The organism is Chitinophaga polysaccharea (assembly GCF_902150045.1).
Classification (GTDB): Bacteria; Bacteroidota; Bacteroidia; order Chitinophagales; family Chitinophagaceae; genus Chitinophaga; species Chitinophaga polysaccharea_A.
This window is the reverse complement of sequence record NZ_CABFVU010000004.1, coordinates 697,459-716,133: the sequence shown is the minus strand read 5'-3', so window position 1 is coordinate 716,133 and position 18,675 is coordinate 697,459. Positions and strand designations below refer to the sequence as shown.

Sequence of the window (18,675 nt, the reverse complement as noted above, 5' to 3'; positions counted from 1 at the left end):
AAATTATTTTTCTGCTTTTAAAAGTTCAATGGCATAGCTCAGCTCATCCACCAGTTTACTCGGGCTACCGGAGTAACCTTCGGAGGTGTAGCGCATCATGCCATCTTTAAGGATCACTTTCCTGGGTATGGCGGAAGAATGGAAAAAGGGAACAAAGGATTTAAATACCTGGTCCTGCTCCCCTGTTTTCTTATTTACTGCATCATGCAGCAGTTGAAAACGGAATCCCTCCTGTTTAACATATCCCTCCGATTTTTCCTTGTAGTTGCCTGTTTGCATAGTGCCCACCATGTACACGGCCACCTGCGGGTCCTGCGCATACTTGTCTACCAGCATCTGCATCCCGGGGAATGCGCTGATACAGGGTTTGCACCAGGTAGCCCAAAAGTCGAGCACCACAATTTTATTATTCCAATCGCTGGACCGTACCAGTTTACCCTCCGGGTTTTCCAGTGCAAAAGGCACATATTCCTGGTTGGTCAGATGCGCTCTCACGGATGCTTTCAGTTCTTCCTGTTCTTCCGCCGACTTCAGTGAAGCGAGGTACTTATCGTACGTGCCCGGGGTTTTATCTTTCGCCGTGAAAATACTTTTCAGCTTATCATACATAGCAGCCGTCATGGCATTTGCTTTCACACAATTTTCCAGGAATGGCTGTATGGCTTGCTGGTCACCGGTTTGCTGAAGAATGTTCATGTGAATATGATTCAGGTCTGCTGAACCATAAGCCCCTTTGGGCGATAAGTATTTGAAATACTCTTTTGCAGCGGCATATTGTTTCAGGTCGTGCAGCAACGAAATATGCGTATTCAGCTCATTATCCAGTTGCTCGCTGGCATTGGCTGCTGCTTTCTCCGGGGTAAACACGCCCGCTTCTTCATAGGATCTGTCATTTACTTTTTTTACCAGCTCATTGATCAGGGCAGTAGAAATCCCCGCAAGGGTATCGCGGCCAACTGTTTTAAATACATAGGCGCGCATGATATTCCATCGGTATATTTCATTTTCTGTTTTGAAGTTGAGCGGCGTACAAAAAGCCACCAGCTTGTCAAACTGCCGGGTGTTCATATAGGCGGCGCCCAGTTCGCGGTGCACGCTGTAGTAAATGAACTCCTGGTTGGTTGGATTGGCTTTCCAGGCGTCATAAGGAAATGCCTTCAGGAAAGTTTCTGCAGCCGTTATCAGCTCCTCTGAATTTTTGGCACCGGAAAGACGCTGAAAGGCATTCAGCCGGGCCGTTGCGCCTGAAGGATATTTATGGAGGATCAGCTGTTGCAACTCCTGCCCTCTTTTGGTATCCTTCAGTTCAAACTGATAATATCGCTGGATATCCGCCAGTTGTTGCTCGGACAGTGTGGTGCTTTTTATCAGTTCTTTTGGATCAGCATTCCTGTAGTCCTCCTTTTTCTGTGCAAACACCATTGTGGCGCCGAACAGCAGGCAACTTCCGATTAAGCTTATTTTCGTTCTCATATCTTTCAGTAATTATTGTTATCGTTGGTTCTGGGTTAACTCGGGGTTCAGTTCAATGTTTTTCGGCGGAATAGGATACACGTAGCGGTCGCCCGGCACCAACGTATAGGTAACGCCTTTGAATACACGCGATTCCGTTTCTGCCAGTGCGGGCTCCGTGCTGAGCCTGCGCTGGTCGAACCAGCGCAATCCAGTACCGAATAATTCACGTCTTCTTTCATCGATCACCAAACGCAGCGCTTCATCATTGGTAGCAGCGGTGAGGGCGGTATACTGTGCAGGAAGGAAACGTTTCTGCCGCAGCTCATTTACCAGGGCCATGGCCTCGTCTTTTTTACCGGACCTGGCCAGGCCTTCCGCCTGTATCAGCATCATTTCCGGTACAGATGCACCGGCTGTCACATAGTCCTGCAGGAAAATTTTATCCCGGTAAGATCCACGCCCGGTAAAGGATGGCTGGAAAGTATTCCCGCCCCGTGTAAACATCTTGTAGCGCAGGTCTTCCGGTGTAAGTTTGTCCATCAGTTCCGTGCTTAATGGCAGGTCAATATTCCCCGGCTTGGACACTTTTTTGCTGAGTATCACTTCCGGGTTATCGAGCCTGCGCGGGTAGACTTTTGTGCCATCTGCATAATCTTTCAGGTCTAACAGGGTATGCTGTACGCTCAGCGATCTGGCGGCATAATCTGCCGCTTCGCTGTAGCGTTGCATATAGAGATAGGTCCTGGCCAGCAGTGCATAACCGGCTGCCTTCCCCGGGTGCAGTTTGTTGGATGGGTTATCAGGCAGTAAAGGCAAGGCTGTTATGAGGTCGAGAATGATCTGGTCATACACCTGTTTTACGGAAGCCCTGGTAAGCGGTACAAAAAGATCCGGGGAAAGCAGTAAAGGCAAACCGGGATCTGTGGTGGCATTGGCAGCATTATACACTCTTGCATAAAGATTCACCAGGGTGAGATAAGTGGCAGCCCGCTGCACCTGCGCCTCTGCATATATGCTCCGTTTCTGCTCATCTGTGCCATTCATGCTTTCCATTACGTTGGCAGTGATCTGGTTGCATACGTAAACCTGATTATAGAGCTGATCCCAACCGGCATCGCCCTGGTCGGAAGTATAATAGTCTGCTGCCCAGGTATAAATATTCTGCAGTTCACTTGTAAGCAGGGTTTGTAAACCGGTATTGGATTCCAGGTTGATGTCATCGCTGGATAACATAGGCAGACTGGCCGAAACTTCAAACAGGCTTACATTGTTGAGGAGCGCCTGGAAGTCGGCGGTATATTTAAACTGGCGTTGATTGGGTTGTTCCACTTCCACGAACTTACGGCACGACATAGCCCCCATAGCCAATACCAGCAGCGTAATACAAATACGTTTCATTATCATTTTGATCATTTTTTTCCGTTGTTAGAAAGAAGCGTTCAGGCTCATGAAATAACTGGGTGATGGCGGCAGGTTGGTGTAGTTGGTGCTCATCGCATAACTGGGATCAATACCGGCCTTGTTCTGTTTCCAGATAATACCCAGGTTCCTTGCGGCAAAGCTGATCCCTGCCGATTTCAGCATGGTACGTGATAATGCCTTTGATGGTACCTGGTAACCCATTGATATTTGCTGCAGCCTTATATGGCTGGCGTTTTCCACCAGTATATCGGACATCTTGTACCGGTTGCTGCTGTTGGTGGTTACATTCGCCAAACCGGGCACATTGGTGAACTGCTCATCGCCCGGCTTCCGCCAGCGCTGCGCCAGGTCGCGCTGCGTGCCTATAAGCCCGTAGTAATTGCTGGTAGCGTAATCCGGGTAATTCTCTATCGACAGGCGACGGAACACATGTCCCATTTCATAGGAAATGCGCACGCCGAATGAAAATGATTTATAGCTGAAGTCATTGAAGAAGCCCCCGAAATAAGGCGGCGTAGTACGCCCTGCATATACCAGGTCCTTGGCTGTAATTGCGCTGTTGGGCATATCTGCCGTCACTATCTTTCCATCGGCGGTATATACCTGTGAGCGGCCTTTGTTATCCAGTCCGGCCCAGCGATAAGCATACATATAATCAGTGGGCATTCCCTCAATCGGGCTGCTGCTGCTCACGGCAAAGCTGCTGGTGGGCCGTGTAAAACGGGCATCCGTTACTTCGTTGGTATTGTAGGCAAAATTGAAAGTGGAGCTCCAACCGAAGTTCCTGTTCCTTACAATATCCCCGCGGATCCCGACATCGTAACCATGTCCTTTCATGCTGGCGGCATTATAATAAAGTGAGCTCCATCCGTAAGTGGTGTTGATGGGGAACTGCCACAGTATATCGCTGGTTCTTTTGCGATAGGCATCCGCACTGAAATGCAGGCGGTTGTTCAATACATCCACATCTACCCCAAGGTTCCAGGTTTGGGTAAGTTCCCAGCTGATCTTATTGTTGGCGGGAGATAATACATTGCCATAGGGTTCACGGGTAACCTGGTCCAGTCCTTTCAGATCCAGCAGGGCGGCGTTGCTGGCACTCATAGGCACAGCGCCTCCGGTACCATAGGTGAGCCGGACATTCAGTTTATTGAGCCAGTTTACTGATTTCATAAAATCTTCCGAAGTAACATCCCACTTCACGCCGGCGCTCCATAAGGGCCTTGCGCGCTGGCTGCGGGAAGCGCCTGCCAGTGTAAAATCATCAAAACGGATACTTCCTGATACTATGTAACGGTTGTTCATCATGGAGAGGGCGCCATTTCCGTAGTACGACAGGAACCGGTTGATAGACTTGTTAATGTTGCCATCGGAAAAACCGAGCGAGGTGGTCCAGCCCATCACGGTCTGGTAATACACATTGGGATCCCAGGAGGCGGAAGAATAGGTATCACTGTTAAATCCGTAACGCGTTTGCTGGTAAGCAGTACGCTGGTCTTCCCGGATTTCCGTACCGGCCAATGCATTAAGCGAGAAATTATTGCCCCAGGATTTATTAACGTTCACCTGTCCGCGCAGCCCGTAGTTAACCGTATTCGTATTTAGATTTGTCATTTTGCCACCGTAAGGCACGCCATACACCAGGCGGCCATTAGGGCCTATCGTGGTACCGGTATTCACTAATACTCTGGTATCGTAGCTTTCCAATTCACCGAGGATGGTATTTTCGGCGATATTGCGTTGCAGGGTGCCTGCTACACTTACATTTATCCAGTCGGTGATCTTTGTATTGATATCTGTTGTGAAGCGGTACCGGTTTTCTTTTGTAACAGAATTACCGTAATTCATTTCCTGCAAAGGGCTGTAAGTCCAGGGGAGATAGCCTTTGCTGAGGAAATCCGCCGCCACTTCATCGCGGTAATCGATAGAGCGGGCAATGGGATTACCGGCATTGTCCTGCAGCATTTCATAGGGCCGCAGTCCCAGGCGCCCGTTGCCAATGGCATTCAGGGCGGCTGTATTGGCCGTGCTGCTGGCGTAATTGTAATTGAGCCCTGTGCTGATAGTAACCCTGTTGTTAAACAATTCATTGCTCAGGTTGGCATTAACAAAATAATTTTCTCCTTTATTATTTCTGAACACGGGAACATCTTTGGTATAGTTGGTAGACAGGTAGTAAGTGCTGTGCGGGCCGCCCCCGGAGAAAGAGAGGTTATATTGCTGGGAAACGGCGCGTTGAAGCAGCAGGTCACGGATCTGGCCCCGGTTATCCATTTTACCAAGGGCAGATAATGCGGAGTCGCGCTGGCCGGCGGTTGCGGTAGCACGGTCTACTTTAAACATCCATTCCAGAGCTTCGCTAACGGGCCTGTTCTGGTTGAACGTCATCCAGCTGTTGTCCCAGATGGCAGGATCGGTAAAAAATCCCAGGTCCTTCATTTCCTTCTCCAGGTCAATATATTCCGCGGTGCTCATGCGGTTAAGATTCTTCATATCTGCCGGATTGGAGATACTGAGGTTGCTGCTGAAGTTGATACTGGATGAATTTTTCTTTCCTTTTTTGGTGGTGATCACAATAACGCCATTGGCCGCTTTGGCGCCCCAGATGGAGGTAGCGGCGGCATCTTTCAGTATGGTGATGGATTCAATATCTTCGGGATTATAACGGCTTAATACGGAGCCCCCGCTGGCATTACCAATCGTTCTGGTGGTGAGATCCTGTTCCACTGCAGGGAAGCCGTCTATAACGATGAGTGGCGTGCTGCCTGCGCCGGCGCCAAGGGTATTTACCCCACGGATGTTGATCTTATTGTTCCGCACATCAAAACGGACGCCAGGCGCAGTGCCTTCCAGGCGCTCCATTAAATTCACGGCGGGCACGGCTTTTATCTGTTTACTGGTGATCTGCTCAAACGCGCCGGTAGCTCTTTCCTTCGGTAAGGTCTGGTAACCGGTAGATAATACATTCACTTCCTGGAGCTGATGTATATCGGCTTCCATCCGGGCGTTCACAACGTTGTTATCTCCCACGTCGAGCTTCAAAGGGTTCATGCCTACAAAGGTGAAAACAACCGCCGTTGTTTTCTCTTTCAACCGCAGCGTGTACCTGCCGTCGCTGCTGGTGAGCGCGCCAAACCGGATAGCATATCCCTGTGGTATAACGGTTACGCCTACCAGCGGGCGCCCTTCTGTATCCGTTACCATACCTGTAATGGTTTGCGCATATCCTTCGTCAGGGATCTCGGAATTTTCTGCCGGCGTTGTATCCGGGCTTTTTACCGGGCGGTTATCCTTGATAATGGTGTAATAATTTTCCTGTACATAGAGGAAAACAAATCCTTTATTATACAACAGGTCCTTCAATACGGCTTCTACCGGCTCTTTCTTGGTGAGCGGACGTTTAAGGCTCACGTAAATATTATCCAGCAGGTGCTCTTCGTAGGCAAACCTGGTACCATATACCGCTTTCACTTCTTCCAGCGCCGCTTTTAGTTTTACCTGCTGTTGTGCAAATAACTTCCCCGGCAGTGTTACGCAGAGGCAACACATGACAAATAACATCCGTTTATACATGCTACTAATTTTGGCTGATAATTAAATGATTTGCTTTTTGACTGATTTTAAGATTAAATACCTTCCTGATAACAAAAAGGATATCGTCTGCATTGGCTGCAGGCACTGTTCCCGAAAGCCTTTTCTGCGCCAGCTCCGGCGCATCTAAAGTAATACTGTAACCGTAGTTGTCTTCCAGCACGTTCAGTATTTCCCGGAGGGTATAGCCGTCCAGGTCTAATTCGTTGGCTGTCCAGGCTTTATTGGCCTGCGGCTTTCTTTCCATTTCCTTTAACAGCTGTTTACTGCTGTCATAAACAAAAGCGTCGCCCGGTTTTAGTATTTTGACAAATGCCCCGGGGCCGTTCTTTTCAATCCTCAAACTGCCTTCCAGCAGGGAGATCTCCGTGATGTTGCGGCGGTTCCTTACATTAAACTTAGTGCCCAGTACAGTGAGCGCAAGGTTACTTACATGTACATGGAACGAATCCGATTGCTGCCACCTGTTTTTGATGGCTACATGCTTTACTTCAAAGTAGGCTTCCCCGTTCAGCCATATCTCCCGTGGTTTTGCTGATTTCCAGGTACGGGAGTAGTGAATGGAAGAATTACCGTTTAAAGTAACTACGGATTCATCCGGCAACACCACCTGTTCATGCTTTCCAAATGCGGTGGTATAGGACCTCTGGCCATGGGACGACAGCTCCCTGACAACTACCATGAACAACAGTACCGCTGCAGCAGCCGCTGTCCATTTAGCCACCAGTTTCATGGGCCTGTAATATCGCCGCTGCCGTTGCTCATCTGCTGCTATGTTGCCGGCAATTTTTTCCCATAGCAGTGATTTACCTGTAGCAGGACTATAGGCCGGTTCCCTGTTCAGGAGCAGTATCCAGGCACGGGCTTCTTCCATAGCGGCCCTCTTATCCGGGTACTGCGTGGAAAGCTGCACCCAGTAAGCAATAGATGCGTCGTCCCACTTCAGTACATGACGAATAAACGTTTCATCTTTAAAGAAAGAAGTAGTGGTATAGTCCGTATAATTCCCCTGCTGATGTTCCATAGCTGATTATATATACACTGCACTTTGAAATTTTATCCCTTGTCCAGGTTAAAAAATCAATAAATTTATTTTAACGGTCAGAAACTGAATATTTTCTAACAATTATATAATTAGATATGGCTGCCTTAGATTTTTTTCAATGAAACAACAGCCAGTAAAATAAGGAGATCAGTTTTGGATAAGTATTGCCGGAGGGTATCTATAGCTTTATACAGCAATTTATAAGTGCTGGAAACGGAAAGCTGCATGAGCGCAGCAATTTCTTCGTACTCCATTTCTTCGTAATATCGAAGGTGGATGATTTCCCTTTGCCTGGGTGTCATTTTTTCCAGGGCGGCTACCAGGTTGCTGCGGATACTTTCCAGTCGCTCGCGGCTGATCAGGGTTTGATCGTACGGCAGCTCCTGTCCCGGCCCCGGCCATCCCTCCGGCACGGAAAAACTATACTCCCGCTGCTGTACTTCCAGCATCCGGAGCAATACCCGGCGAAACGATTTATATAAATAATTTTTAACGGAGCCGGTATCTTTAATACCATCCCGGTTCTTCCAGAGCCTGACAAACAGGTTCTGCAGGGCATCTTCTATCAGGTGATCATCTGCAGAAAATTTATGACCATAATTAAAGAGTGGAGTGTAGTATTTATCAAAGATCCTTTGCAGGGAGGATTCATCTCCGGACCGAAATGCCTCCCATATATCTTTGTCATCCTGCATTATCCTGGTTGATTCAGTTGGTTTAGATGCGAAATTGCGGAAAATATTTCAAATATTCCCCCCGCAACTGCCACGAGTTGGTAAAACGCAATGCGAACAAAGGTTTCGGGGCAACAACACGGCAATATAGATAAACAATAATTATATGTGTCACATATACACGCTAAATTCCCTCAATGTCCGGCCGCTGATCCTTTATCTTTCTTCACTTATTTTATCCCCCTTAACAGGCGAATAGTCCGTTTTGGGCACTCCGTTCACCTTGAGTTTACTGAAGTAACATTTCACGCCGGTTGCCTTATTTAAGTTCTCGATGTTCTGAAGTATGGCCTTGTATACAGCCCTGTAATGGCATTGTTGTTATCAGCAGCTATACTGAGGGATATTATCCTCTTTTCAAACTCCGTTTTATATACGGCAAATGCAGTCTGGTTTTCAAAAAAGGCTCTCTTCACGATATTACCATAGCCGTTCTTTAAATTTGTAAGAAATGCTTTCGTTTTGTCTAACGGTAAACTGATTTTAGCCTGCGGGGAAAATATAGCATAAATACTGTCGAACTGACCGGCATTATAATACTTTTCAAATTTTTCAGACGTATACCTGCTTGCCGGATTTTCTGTTTGAGAGAAGGCAGTGAAAAAGATCAGGGAATATAGTGTTACTAAAACAAATTTCAGTTTCATTTTCAGCGTTTAGATCATTAGTTGCAGAAAGCATCAAAAATATTACACTATTAATAAACAGAAAGGATCAGTATCTCTTCTTTATTGAACAGGAAAAGATCGCCCGCCTTCCGGTCCTGTAATAATTTCGCCAGGGCGAATAGGGAAACAGGGACCTGTTCTTAAAAGCGATCTTCTCCGCATTTGCATAAAAATGGATTGAATAGCTGTATAACTACCTGAACTTTTTCAGCAGCTCATCCTTTTTCCGCCGTGCTACCGTTACATAGGCGCCGTTCTCCAGTTCTATCTGCCCGCCTTCTCCGCGGATGTAACGCTTGATGTAACGGAGATTGATAATGTACGAATGATGCGTACGAAAGAAGATATCTGCAGGCAGCAACTCTTCAAAGTCTTTCATAGTACGGCTCGCCAGCAACGATTGTTCCCTCACTCTTTGAATGGCCGATTTCAATTCTTCAATATCAACAGGTTTAAGCAGGTAATCGAAGGCTGCATACCGGATAGCTTTGATGGCGTATTGGTTATAAGCGGTGGTAAAAATAAGATGAAAATCTTTTTGCGGAAGCTGGTGCAACATTTCAAAGCCGTTCATAATTGGCATTTCAATATCAAGGAAAACGATGTCCGGTTTTTGTTCCTGGATAAGATGTAGCCCTTCGGCGCCATCGGCCGCTTCACCCAGCAGTTCTATTTCAGGGCAATAGTCGTGCAGTTTTTCACGTAAGGCAACGCGCCCTTTTTTCTCATCATCAATAATTATAGCTGTCAGCATTACTGAATTTTTAATAGTACCTGAACCCTGGTGCCGGTGGGCTTTCCTTCGTTCTTCAAATCTGTTACCTCTACAGATGCATACTCTTCATTATTAAAAAATCTTATCCTGTCTTTCCCCATCTGCATGCCATAGGAATGATCATTCCGTTTACTGCCACTCCTGACCGTATCCCTGCCCACCCCATTGTCTTCAATAATATATTCAATATGCTCTTCGTTTTTGGTTACCGTAATGGTGAGCCTGCCGTTATTATCCGGGCGATATCTCAGTCCATGCAGGATGGCGTTTTCAACATACGGTTGTACCACCAGCGGTGGCACCTGGTAATCGTCCAGCAGCAGGGACTCATCTGCCCTGATGGATGCGGTGAATTTATTTTCATCGCGGAGCTGTTCCAGGTCGATATACAGCTGCAGCGTTTCCAGGTCTTTTGCCAGGCTGATCACGTTTTGCATGGAGCTGTCCAGCACGTTGCGCAGCAGCCTGGCAAACTTGTTAAGGTACACTGTTGCGTGGTATTTATCATTGCTTTGTATCAGGGCATCGATACCGTTAATACAATTGAAAATAAAATGAGGGTTCATCTGCGCCCGCAACGCCATCATCTCTGTTTCAGCGATCCGGTGTCTTAATTCCGCTTCCCGCCAGATATTTCTGATTCTCCGTTTTATCAGGAATACCACCAGCCCTGTGACCAGGATCAGCGCGGCAATGCGGAACCACCATGTTTGCCACCATGCCGGATGAGCTGTTACAAACAACGTAAGTGTTTGTTGCTGCAGGTTGGCCAGGTTATCAGCTACTGCTATGGTAATAGCATAATCTCCCGGCGTAATATGATCAAGGGATAATTCAGGGCGATGCCCCAGGTCGTGCCAGTTATTCTCATCATTGTATTTATACCTGAATTGTACTTTATAGGGATCGAGGTACGACAGGTCAGAAAAAAACAGGTACAGGGATGTTTCTTTCCTGGACAGTTCAATATCGGTATTATTTTCAGACCTGGTAACATCGTTTATCCTGGTTTGGGTAAGACGCAGGCGGTTGGTTAACCGCGTCTGCAGCATCTTTTCGGTATCTATCAGCAATAGCCCGTTTGGAATGCCCAGGGCAAGTTTTCCATTGATCAGTTTTTTATGCGCATTTACCAGGTAGTCTGTAGGCAATCCATCTATCTGCGACAACCGCACTACCCTGTTCTTCTCTTTCAGCCATACATGCAGTCCTTCACGGGTACCAAAAAACACGTTCCCGTGCAGGTCTTCGGAAATACCCACTACATATGTGTCTGTTATCCCGTAAGTATGCGTATCTACCTTCTGGGTGATCCTTCCTTTTTCATCGGTGCGGTTCCAACCGCCATAGGCGGAAAACAAAAGGCTGCCATTAGCGGCCTGGCCAATGCTGTTGTAATAATCGCCCACAAACACACCCAGTGTTTTTTTATTGATGGTAGAATCGGAGATCTCTGTAAACTGATTTTTAGCCGGGTCATAACGCGCAATGCCCCATGCTTTGGGCATCCACCCCGCCAGCCAGATGGTGCCGCTGTTATCTACCAGCATATCGTTCCAGGTATTGCCTGTCCAGAAAGCAGTGTCGTTGTTAAATGCCCTGGAAAATTTTTTAAGACCGGGGTAACTGTACCGTGCAATTGGCTGGCCTGAGAAAACAACCCAGTATTCGTTCTGCGGGGTAACCAACACTTTGCGTATAGCACTCTTTATCTGCAGATCCGGTAAATGAAGCGGCTGGAAATGTTTGTCGCGCCAAAGGAATATTCCCTTGCTGGTAGATAACATTACCTGGTGGTCTACCTCATCCAATGCATAACATTTACTTCCGGCCTGTTCTGCAAACCGCTTCTCCCATGACCCGTTTTCATAAAACCAAACATCTCCGGCCCTGGTAAGCATCCATAGTCCGCCTGCTTTCTGTTCCACCACAGATATCACCGGGTCATCTTTTTCATTGGTCCGGGGAATGATGAATGTTTCAAGTGCGTCGGGAAGCGGGGTTAATTTTACCAGGCCTTTTGTAGTGGCTACCCAGAACAGGTTGGTACGCGCATCAAAACTTACGTAATTGATCACGGCAGCATCAATGCTGCAAACCTCCCGGTAGTTATTCTGCTCCAGCTGATATATTTTTTGTGTGGTGTAAAGAAACAGTCCTTTTGAAGTAAGCAGGAATCCCTTTACTACATCGCGTTTGGGAAGTAAAGGGAGATAATCAAATTCCCCTGTTGCCGGGTTTACCCGGATCAGTTTTCCGTCGGTAGCGGAAAGGATCACTTCCCCGTTATTCACCCGGATGGCGCTTTCATAGCTTAAGCGGCTTATGGCTGTTTCGGGATGCAGTGTCAGTTTGTTGTTTGCTTCATGCCATACCCAAAGGCCGGACCTTGCAGGCACCCATATAGTGCCGTCGGCAATTTGCAATATGTCGGTATTGATCTCTGCATCTTTATTATCCGGCCCGATAAGGAAGGACGAGGTCTTACCGGTTTGCGGCAGGTGATATTTTACATAGCTAAAGTCTGTTGACCATATCCTCCCCTTCCCGTCTACAAAAATATTTCTATATGCATCATTATTCGGATCAGTATCTGTAAAGATATTCGCTGTCAGTAACCGGGGCGCTTTATTAAAGCCCTGCAACCGGTTCAGTCCCCTGTCGTCATAAAAGTAAAAGGCATTATGATCGAGGAATAAATCAGTTACCCCGGTTTGTACCGACGGGTGGTTGACAAAGCGGTAGCCATCATAAATGGAAATGCCTCTTTGCGACGCGATATATAAATAACCGGATGAATCAGGAATGGCGGCATTTACGTAGTCGGACGGAAGGCCGTCCATATAGTTGAGGGTTTGTTTCCTGTAATGATCCTGGCCGTAAACGCTCCCGTTGAAGGTAAAGCAGCTACAGCATATTAACCCAAACAGTGCATGCGATATCATCCGCGGTAAGGCCACCGTTTTTTATTTAAATTTACAAACATTTATAGTTATCCTCCTATGTTTCTGCCCTGCTGCTGTTCAAGGCTACCGGGGCAGGGGCAGGGCTGCACAGGAACCCGCGGAGCGCAATCCGTAAGTAGTATTGTTAATGATATCATTGCCATAAGGAGTTAGTGTGCTGAATTCTCCGTTGGTTGTCATTTCCCGCGGTTTACAGCAATCCTGGGTATATGCCCATGCAAGCCATCCAATGCCCCGGTTGCAGGCTTCTCCCAGTACAATACGGTATAAATTGCTGATATCATAGGCGCAGCAAACATTACCATCCTGCCAGTTGCCTACTTCCCCGAAAACAAAACAGGTACCTGTATTATTTATCTCATCCAGTTTCGCTTTAACGGCAGCTGCAGTATTGGCATAATTTGCCCAATAGGTATGTGCGGAGAAGATAATGTTCTTACCGGGATCTGCGTTCAGGATATCTTTCGCCACTGCGGCCAGTGCTGAAGAGGAAGTGCCGCAGTCAGGCGCATCAATCATCAGTGGAATAGTGATGCCTGCATTACGCAGCCGCTGCACCGCCTGGATGTAATTGCTTTTGAATACGGCTTTAGCAGCTACCGGGTCTGCAGCCCATTCCACATCCCCGAATTCGCAGGCGATGTTGGCAATCAGGTACTTCTTATGCTTATTGATAAGGTCAATCACTGCCGGCTTTTGCCACCAGGGCAGGGCCACGGTATTAAAATAATTCCAGTCGCTTTTGCATACGGTATTCTGGATCACCAGGATGGGGATCATGCCCTTCTCATAACAATATCCTATGATGTTACTCAGCGTACCGTTGTTCAGCAGTCCGTCTACCGTTCCGGGCGCGCCGTCTGCTGTATCATCCAGCCAATGGGTGCCATTGGTATACCATTGAATACGGATGGCATTGGCGCCGGTTTTCGCTGCTTCGTCAATTTTGAATTTATACCTGGCCGGGCTTCCCAGGGTGGGTAAACCTTCGTCAATAATAGGATAATTGATACCCCGCAGGATGAACGGCTGCCCGCCAGCCAGCACCAGGTTTTTACCCGATATGGTAATGGTAGCGGCAGCAGGAGGATTTACGGGGTCATTGTTATCATGACTGCAACCAGTACTGATGACCAGCACCATTACAAGAAGGGTTAAAAAGGCGGATCCTTTTATTGTTTTCATATTAACTGGTTTTATGTTTCACCACAGGTGAATCAGTTACAGGAATACTGGTACCTTACCTCCTGGCTGGCGGCCGCAGTGCTGCCGGAGAGAGTAGTCGTTTTAATTTTCCCGGTTTCATCATAGTTGTAATTTACGTTGATGATGGTAGCCCCGTCTGTAAGGGCCTTTATCAGGTTCTTATTATTGATCGGGTTTACACCATAGTTCATGAGGTTATCAAAGCTCACAGCGCCTCCCTTTTGAGCAGGTTTATCCATATAGTATTCAAAGGTCGCTGCACTGCCACCTGCAATTTCCTGTTTCACCACATTACCATTGGCCCAGGTATAGGTGGTAGTACTGGTGGTATTGTTGGCCGGCCGGGCTATATATTCTTCCTTGAGGGTAGACAGCTGCAGTTCGCCCTTACTGTTATATTCGTAAGTAGTAGTAGCAGTAGACATAAGTTTGGGTGGTTGTCCGGACGGCGTATAGTCGTACCGTTTTTCAACAATCGATGTAGGCAGTCCCATGCTGTTAAGTTCTGCACGCAGCTGACTTGTTAATTGCCCATTCCAGTGATCCGAGTAGCCATCGCGGGTAAACTGGCCCTGTACATAATTAAACTGGTAGTGGGTCTTATAAAAATCGTCCATGCTTATCTTACTTATTCTCCCGTCATTATCATAGCTCAGTGTATAGGTTATAGTTGTAGCACCGGTTTTTGAAGTGGCTACAGCAATACGGCAGTTTTTATCCGGGGGCGGCGCAGGGCCGTTGTCGTCCTTGTGGCAGCCCGCCAGGATACAGGCCGATAGTAATAGGACAGACCTGAAAAGTGATGTAGGTTTCATGATATTGTATTTTGAATTTACGGGATTTTTCCCTGTATTGTTGATGATTGCAGGTAAATTATGCCGCGAGCCAGTCCCACAGCCTGGCGTATAGCTGGTTTGTCCGGTTGCCTCCGCAATGGCTGTTACAACTGTTATCGGTCACGCCTTCGCTTCCCTTTAAAAAGAGAATCGTTGCGGATAGCGCCATCATCACCAGTATACCATTATAGCCTGCGAGGCTTCTTTTACAAACAACTTACAGGTAACGCCGTTATTGGTTTCCACCACGCATTCATGCTTCCGCCTGGGTTGTTGCCGGATCCTTTACTGCAATACGATAGCAGGAACGCCTGAGAAAAGAATGTGTTTTCATGCGCTTATAATTAGTTGTAAAAACATACATCCACTGATCGGCCTTTCAGCTATGTGGCATCGCCTGCTGTAAGGGTATTGAATGATGCCGGTTCAAAAGTCCGGCATAAACGGGGAAGGAAGAAGCGCCGTTTAGCAGTTGGAGGGAATGAGTGAGCCGGCGGGGCACTTCCGGTATGGGAACAAACCGGTGTATTCAGCGAAAAGTTTCATCTATCATTCAAATCACTTCATAAAAAAAAGTGCGCCAGTAAAAATTTTACAGGCGCACCTCTTTTTATTGATCAGTTTAAGGTTCTGACGGATCCCGTTCTAATGCTTTCTTCAATTTATTATACAGTGTCCAATCGGGTTCCGGCTGGTTATCCATCCAGCCATAGGTAAGTCCCTCAAACCTTGCCCGGTAAAAAGTTGCATTCTCAGGATACATTCTTATTCCGTCATAGTATCTTCTCAGGAAAGTTTCAAAATTAGCGCGATCCTTTCTGGAGGCGAATTTCTCCCCTTCCTGGTAACCGTAATTATATTCCCGCTCATACTCGGAAAGTACCGGGCCGGTAGGATTGGGATTGGGCGGACGTAAGGGCGGAAGCGTCTGGGCATGGATCGACAAAGACCCTAGCAAAACAATTACGAGTACGGCAGCGGTTCTGGCAACAGCATTCCATTTAAAAGATGGCTTTCCTTTATTCTTCATAAGATAATATTTTAGATAGTGAAAATAGCCATCCTTACTATTAAACAATAGTACAAAAGCGACAAGTTTCACTGTCTTTAATATTGTTACCACTTCACCTGCAGTTCAGTGCGCCTGTTCTGTTTGTATTGCTCTTCCTTACATGGCACACCGTCTTTACATCCGTTCACCGGCTCGCGTTCTCCCTTATTGCTGTAGTAGAGACGTTTGGGATCTATACCCGCATTAACGAGATAATCTATCACTGCATAACAACGCAATGCCGACAGATCGGTATTATACTGGTCGGAACCCCGGTTATCTGCAAACGAAGCGATCACGATCCGCCAATCCGGATGGCGTTTCAGCACCATTGCCACCTGGTCCAGGATCTTCCGGGATTCGATGAGCAGCGATGTGCTGTTGTAATCATATAAGAATTTCAGCTGCTCCAGCTGTTGTTTATCTGTCTCTTCTTCTGCAGTATGTTTTTTCACCACCAAACCCGGGCGGTCGCCTGTTACAGGCGGCACTGCATGGTCTGTAATAACCGGCGATGGCTCGCTGGGATTAATCCTGTTAAAGTAATCAGCATCTGAGAAGAAATAAATATCATCCTTACCCATACCGCCGGGTTTATTGGAAGCCACATATCCTTCATAGCCGTTACGTTTCAATATGAGCCCTATATCATCAGCTCCGGAGTTAAAGGGCAATTTCATGTTCTGTGGTACTTCCCAGCTGGCCTTCGCTCCTTTTACCCGGTAGATGTCATAACCTCCCATGCCTGCATATCCCCTGCTGGAGAAATAAAGAATACCTTCTTCATTAACGGTGGGAAAAGTTTCCGCTGCTACCGTGTTTACCTGGCTACCACAGTTCACAGGCGTGCCCCAGGTGCCATCGGCCTGTTTTTCTGCATACCAGATATCGGTCTGCCCCAGCCCTCCCGGGCGGTCGGATACAAAATACAATATGTTGCCATCAGTGCTTAACACCGCATGACTGGAAGAATACCCCTCCATATTAATGCCGGGCATCAGTACGGGAGTGGCCCATTTGCCATCCTTCTTTACAGCCTGGTAAATCTGCAGGTGACGCACACCATTCACGAAACCTTTACTGGTAACGGGTATATTGCCGCCCTGTATATTGATGGTGGCATACAACGTATCTTCCGTACTGTTAAAACATACCGGCCCGATATGGTAATCATATTTGCCCAGCAGCGCCGGTACCAGCTCTTCCAGGTATGTATTGGAATTGCCGCTGGAATATTGCTGGTAAACGTATGCTTTATAATAAGGCTGCTCAGTACGTTTGTCGACAGGCGGGTGCGACTGCGACCCACTATTTAGTGCAAGGGAACGGTACCCGTTCGACATCAGCAGCAGTCCTCTCTTTACTACACCGCTAACCAGGTCTGAGCCATAGGTATTAAGCTCTTTAAGTGGTTTTAACTGCACAGCGGGCGCCTGTTTACTCCATACAACGGCACTGTCGCAGCCCTGCAGGGCAATGTCTTTTAATTTAAGGCTATCTGCATTGGATGTGGAAAACAATGCGTATTGCTGCTTTGCCGCATCATACTGTTCCAGTTGCCGGAGCACTTCTCCATAAGCAAAATAAGCGGCAGCCGGATGGTCCGGGCGACTTATAATCTCCTGGTATATATCCGAAGCTTCTTTATAGTAACCGATCTCCTGGTAACTATGTGCCATTTTCATCAGCTGATCCACGGGCATCTTTTTCCCTTTGTTACGGGCAATCCTGTTATAGAGCGCTCCTGCTTCTGCATACTGCTGCCTGGCGTACGCTGCGTTGGCTAACTGCGACAGGCTTTTCTGCTCCTGGCTATACAGGCTGAAGGTACTCAACAACATCAGCGGGATAATAGTAATACAACGTCTCATACGGGTAGTAACTAAAGTTTAAAAATACCGGGGGTTCTTTACAGTGAAATTTTTCGAAGGGATCAAAAAGCCTAATGATATTTCATGCGATCCTCCCTGGTAACCCGCCATTTTATTGATACTCAGATCATAGGAATAGCCGATGCGAAGGTTCTCTGTAGCGTAAAACTCTACCATCACACTGGCCGCATCCAGTTCACTAAGGTCCTTTTGCAGGTTGGTCTTGTTCCACAGGCCCACACCGGTACGGTAGGAAGCGCCTGTCCACAGCTTTTCACCAATCAGCAGGAAAGCATTGATGTCCACATTGGTAGGTCCCTTAAAATCTTCCTTGATAAGGATAGAAGGTTTCAGCTGCAATCCCTCACCTAGTGGAAACATAGCACCTGTAGTAACATACAGGTGCTGTGTTTTACGGATGGTGGAATAATTGTTCCCTTTCCAGTTGTACCGTGTAGCATCTGTATAAAGGGAAAGCAGGTCCATCACGGAAGCTCCTGCATAAAAACGGGAAGTATAGTAATAAATCCCGAAGCGTGCATCCGGTACCCATACGCTCTTTTTACCCAGGGGTATGGCCGAGTCGTCGTTATCGGTGTATTGCAGGGCTGTACCATCAATGGAATACTGGGTAACACCACCTCCTATGCCAAAGCAAAGCCGGCGTGTACCTTCATCGTCAAGCGGGATCCGGTAAGCATAGGAGCCATAGAGTGATAAGGCTTCCTGTGGCCCCAGTTTATCAAACAACATTTGCAGCCCCAGCCCCACCTTGTTGTCACTGGCGGGCGTTACTCCGTCTACCGACACGCCGCCTGTACGCGGCGCACCGGGAAATGAGGCCCACTGGTGCCGGTATACCGTGTTCACATACAGATCTTCTTTATAACCTGCATAAGCGGGGTTAATACTTAACCCGTTGAACACATACTGGCTGAACTGTATGTTCTGTTGCGCCACTCCGCGCATCCCTGTTGCCAGCAACATCACCATTATTCCTGCTCTGAGTATTGTTTGCATCTTTTACTTTTTTTGTAGCAGATATTATTATTGTC

13 protein-coding genes are annotated in these 18,675 nt (G+C 47.3%); all 13 read right to left on the bottom strand.

Annotated elements, in window-relative coordinates:
* Positions 1 to 3: 3 nt before the first annotated feature.
* The gene (locus tag FN124_RS27475) at positions 4 to 1,473 is read right to left on the bottom strand and encodes a TlpA family protein disulfide reductase (RefSeq protein ID WP_142687980.1); all 1,470 of its coding nucleotides are present in this window, start codon (positions 1,471 to 1,473) and stop codon (positions 4 to 6) included.
* 18 nt (positions 1,474 to 1,491) lie between these two features.
* Positions 1,492 to 2,853 (bottom strand): RagB/SusD family nutrient uptake outer membrane protein, encoded by a 1,362-nt coding sequence (locus tag FN124_RS27470; protein WP_185937412.1) that lies wholly within the window; start codon positions 2,851 to 2,853, stop codon positions 1,492 to 1,494.
* A 27-nt stretch (positions 2,854 to 2,880) separates the two neighbouring features.
* On the bottom strand, positions 2,881 to 6,426 hold the full coding sequence (locus tag FN124_RS27465) for a SusC/RagA family TonB-linked outer membrane protein (RefSeq protein ID WP_185937411.1): 3,546 nt from the start codon (positions 6,424 to 6,426) through the stop codon (positions 2,881 to 2,883).
* Between the two features lie 28 nt (positions 6,427 to 6,454).
* Positions 6,455 to 7,492 (bottom strand): FecR family protein, encoded by a 1,038-nt coding sequence (locus tag FN124_RS27460; protein ID WP_142687977.1) that lies wholly within the window; start codon positions 7,490 to 7,492, stop codon positions 6,455 to 6,457.
* Between the two features lie 125 nt (positions 7,493 to 7,617).
* On the bottom strand, positions 7,618 to 8,208 hold the full coding sequence (locus FN124_RS27455) for an RNA polymerase sigma factor (RefSeq protein ID WP_142687976.1): 591 nt from the start codon (positions 8,206 to 8,208) through the stop codon (positions 7,618 to 7,620).
* Between the two features lie 302 nt (positions 8,209 to 8,510).
* Complete coding sequence (locus FN124_RS27450; protein WP_142687975.1) at positions 8,511 to 8,894, bottom strand: DUF3887 domain-containing protein; 384 nt, start codon at positions 8,892 to 8,894, stop codon at positions 8,511 to 8,513.
* Between the two features lie 214 nt (positions 8,895 to 9,108).
* A complete protein-coding gene (locus FN124_RS27445) occupies positions 9,109 to 9,669 on the bottom strand; it encodes a LytR/AlgR family response regulator transcription factor (RefSeq protein ID WP_221887927.1) in 561 nt (186 codons plus the stop codon).
* A complete protein-coding gene (locus tag FN124_RS27440) occupies positions 9,669 to 12,533 on the bottom strand; it encodes a sensor histidine kinase (protein ID WP_185937410.1) in 2,865 nt (954 codons plus the stop codon). Before FN124_RS27440 ends, FN124_RS27445 begins: the two co-directional genes overlap by 1 nt.
* 186 nt (positions 12,534 to 12,719) lie before the next feature.
* Entirely contained in the window at positions 12,720 to 13,841 is a 1,122-nt protein-coding gene (locus FN124_RS27435) for a cellulase family glycosylhydrolase (RefSeq protein ID WP_142687973.1), read from the bottom strand.
* A 32-nt stretch (positions 13,842 to 13,873) separates the two neighbouring features.
* Positions 13,874 to 14,677 (bottom strand): hypothetical protein, encoded by an 804-nt coding sequence (locus FN124_RS27430; protein WP_142687972.1) that lies wholly within the window; start codon positions 14,675 to 14,677, stop codon positions 13,874 to 13,876.
* Between the two features lie 643 nt (positions 14,678 to 15,320).
* Positions 15,321 to 15,728 (bottom strand): hypothetical protein, encoded by a 408-nt coding sequence (locus FN124_RS27425; RefSeq protein WP_142687971.1) that lies wholly within the window; start codon positions 15,726 to 15,728, stop codon positions 15,321 to 15,323.
* Positions 15,729 to 15,814: 86 nt separating this feature from the next.
* Positions 15,815 to 17,620, bottom strand: a complete 1,806-nt coding sequence (locus FN124_RS27420) for an OmpA family protein (protein WP_142687970.1) — start codon at positions 17,618 to 17,620, stop codon at positions 15,815 to 15,817.
* 18 nt (positions 17,621 to 17,638) lie between these two features.
* Positions 17,639 to 18,640, bottom strand: a complete 1,002-nt coding sequence (locus tag FN124_RS27415) for a PorP/SprF family type IX secretion system membrane protein (protein ID WP_142687969.1) — start codon at positions 18,638 to 18,640, stop codon at positions 17,639 to 17,641.
* Between the last annotated feature and the right edge of the window lie 35 nt (positions 18,641 to 18,675).

Bases quoted from the DNA above. Each gene is read 5' to 3' on its own strand.
- FN124_RS27420 (WP_142687970.1), bottom strand. From the start codon at position 17,620: ATGAGACGTTGTATTACTATTATCCCGCTGATGTTGTTGAGTACCTTC.
- FN124_RS27450 (WP_142687975.1), bottom strand. From the start codon at position 8,894: ATGAAACTGAAATTTGTTTTAGTAACACTATATTCCCTGATCTTTTTC.
- FN124_RS27415 (WP_142687969.1), bottom strand. From the start codon at position 18,640: ATGCAAACAATACTCAGAGCAGGAATAATGGTGATGTTGCTGGCAACA.
- FN124_RS27435 (WP_142687973.1), bottom strand. From the start codon at position 13,841: ATGAAAACAATAAAAGGATCCGCCTTTTTAACCCTTCTTGTAATGGTG.
- FN124_RS27475 (WP_142687980.1), bottom strand. From the start codon at position 1,473: ATGAGAACGAAAATAAGCTTAATCGGAAGTTGCCTGCTGTTCGGCGCC.
- FN124_RS27440 (WP_185937410.1), bottom strand. From the start codon at position 12,533: ATGGACGGCCTTCCGTCCGACTACGTAAATGCCGCCATTCCTGATTCA.
- FN124_RS27430 (WP_142687972.1), bottom strand. From the start codon at position 14,677: ATGAAACCTACATCACTTTTCAGGTCTGTCCTATTACTATCGGCCTGT.
- FN124_RS27460 (WP_142687977.1), bottom strand. From the start codon at position 7,492: ATGGAACATCAGCAGGGGAATTATACGGACTATACCACTACTTCTTTC.
- FN124_RS27425 (WP_142687971.1), bottom strand. From the start codon at position 15,728: ATGAAGAATAAAGGAAAGCCATCTTTTAAATGGAATGCTGTTGCCAGA.
- FN124_RS27455 (WP_142687976.1), bottom strand. From the start codon at position 8,208: ATGCAGGATGACAAAGATATATGGGAGGCATTTCGGTCCGGAGATGAA.
- FN124_RS27445 (WP_221887927.1), bottom strand. From the start codon at position 9,669: ATGCTGACAGCTATAATTATTGATGATGAGAAAAAAGGGCGCGTTGCC.
- FN124_RS27470 (WP_185937412.1), bottom strand. From the start codon at position 2,853: ATGAAACGTATTTGTATTACGCTGCTGGTATTGGCTATGGGGGCTATG.
- FN124_RS27465 (WP_185937411.1), bottom strand. From the start codon at position 6,426: ATGTGTTGCCTCTGCGTAACACTGCCGGGGAAGTTATTTGCACAACAG.